Below are 2,046 nucleotides of genomic sequence, written 5' to 3'. Positions count from 1 at the left end.
TTCACCCCCCGCCCGGGTCCGGGGCCTTTATCGACGACGACACCCTCACCGACGAGGAGATCATCGGCTTCATGTTCCTGATGGTCGTCGCGGGCAACGAGACCACCACGAAACTGCTCGGCAACGCCCTGTACTGGGCGGGTGCGGGCGGCGCCCCGGGCCTGCTCCACTATCACCCCGATCGTATGCGCGCCGTTCACCAGCCACACCCGCCCCGGCGGGGCCGTTTTGGGGGTGTCGCGCGGGTACAGATACATCCCGCCCCTGGTGAGGATGTGGAAGGTGTCGGCCACCAGCGAGGCCACCCACCGCATGTTGAAATCGCGGCCGCGCGGCCCGTCCACCCCCTCCAGGCATTCGTGCACGTAGCGGCGCACCGGCCGCTCCCAGAAACGTTCGTTGGCGGCGTTGATCGCGAAACCCGAGGTGTCCTCGGGGATCCGCATGCGCGGGTGGGTCAGCACGAACGCGCCGATCTCGCGGTCCAGGGTGAACCCGTCGACGCCGCTGCCGGTGGTGATGACCAGCATCGTCGCCGGGCCGTAGAGGGTGAACCCGGCGCACACCTGCCGCACACCCGGCTGCAGGAAGTCCGCGTCGCCGGGCTCGGCGGCACCGTCGAGGACCTCCTGCGGGGCACGCAGAATGCTGAATATCGAACCCACCGGCAGATTCACGTCGATATTGCTCGACCCGTCCAGCGCGTCGAACGCCAGCAGATACTTCCCGCGCCGCTCGCTCGCCGGTACCGGCAGCGCCGTCGCGCGCTGCTCGGACAGCAGCCCCGACAGATGCCCGGTCCACTGGGTCTGGGCCACCATGATCTCGTCGGTCAGCACATCCAGGCGCCTGCTCACCGACATCGGCTCGCCGGAACCGCCCGGACCCACGATCGCGCCCCGCGTCACCTGATTGGCGATGATCTTGGTCGCCGTGGCCACCACGTTCACCAGCGCCGAGAACTCCCCCGACGAGCCGGGATGCCGGTGCTCCTCCTCGATGGTGTACCGGGTGAGCGTCTTCAGACTGTTCGGCATTGCGGCACAACCTCCCGCTCCGCCTCGTCGAAGACGCTGCTGCCGTAGACATCGTGATCGCACAGCGTGATCAGATCCGTCTTCGACAGCGGCCGCCCCGCCTCCACCAGCCGCTTGGCCTGCCGCAGCCTGCACCGATCGATGGCGTTGCGCACGCTGCGCGCGTTGGAGAAGCGCGGCCGGGCCATCCGGGCCGTCAGATACTCGGCGAAGGCGACACGCGCGGCCGCGTCGAAGCGGAAGTTCTCCCCCGCCACCATCACCTCGGCGATCCCCATCAACTCCTCGTGGGTGTAGTCGGCGAACTCGAGATGGTGGGCCACGCGGGAGGACAGCCCCGGATTGGCGGAGAAGAAGCGATCCATCCGGTCCGGGTAGCCGGCGAAGATGACCACCAGGTTCGCGCGCTCGTTCTCCATCTCCTGCAGCAGGATCTCGATCACCTCCTGCCCGTAGTCGCGCTCGTTCTCGGGCCGGAACAGGTAATAGGCCTCGTCGATGAACAGCACTCCACCCGCCGCCTTGGCGATGGCCTCCTTCGTCTTGGGCGCGGTGTGCCCGATGAACTGGCCGACCAGATCGTCGCGGGTCACCGTGTGCACCTTCGGTTTCCGGATGTAGCCCAGCGCGTGCAGCATCTGCGCCATCCGCAACGCCACCGTCGTCTTGCCGGTGCCGGGCCCGCCGGTGAAGCTCATGTGCATCGTCGGGCGCGAGGAGGCCAGCCCGAACCGGCGCCGGGCCCGGTCGATCATCAGCAGTGCCGCGATCTCGCGCACCCGATCCTTCACATTCGCCAGCCCGATCAGTTCGGCGTCGAGCGCCGATAGTGTCGCTGCCACATCGTGTCCGGCCAGGTCCTCGGACAGGTCCAGCAGCGCGTCCTCGCCGAGCGGCGGCTCCTCGGCCGCTTCCTGCGGCGGGCCCGACGCCCGCGCCGATCAGCCACCGGCCGAGCCGGGCGACGCGAGCGGCGAACTCGCCGTATCCGAGTCGTTCGCCCTCGAAC

1 protein-coding gene and 2 pseudogenes are annotated in these 2,046 nt (G+C 68.7%); 1 reads left to right on the top strand and 2 read right to left on the bottom strand.

The genetic code is table 11. From position 1 onward, the window contains the following. A pseudogene (locus QH270_RS34655) lies at positions 1-209 on the top strand (hypothetical protein); the annotation flags it as partial. Here QH270_RS34655 and QH270_RS10495 read toward each other — a convergent pair. Both QH270_RS10495 and QH270_RS10490 read right to left on the bottom strand, forming a co-directional pair. Continuing rightward, a pseudogene (locus tag QH270_RS10495) lies at positions 201-1,037 on the bottom strand (class 1 fructose-bisphosphatase); the annotation flags it as partial. The pseudogenes QH270_RS34655 and QH270_RS10495 overlap by 9 nt on opposite strands. Beyond that, the gene (locus QH270_RS10490) at positions 1,022-1,879 is read right to left on the bottom strand and encodes an AAA family ATPase (RefSeq protein WP_280340483.1); all 858 of its coding nucleotides are present in this window, start codon (positions 1,877-1,879) and stop codon (positions 1,022-1,024) included. The pseudogene QH270_RS10495 and the gene QH270_RS10490, both read right to left, overlap by 16 nt. Positions 1,880-2,046 lie beyond the last annotated feature (167 nt).

The organism is Nocardia neocaledoniensis (genome assembly GCF_029868625.1).
Classification (GTDB): domain Bacteria; phylum Actinomycetota; class Actinomycetes; order Mycobacteriales; family Mycobacteriaceae; genus Nocardia; species Nocardia neocaledoniensis_A.
Note: the sequence above shows the minus strand (reverse complement) of the source record. Positions and strands in the feature narration are given on the sequence as shown.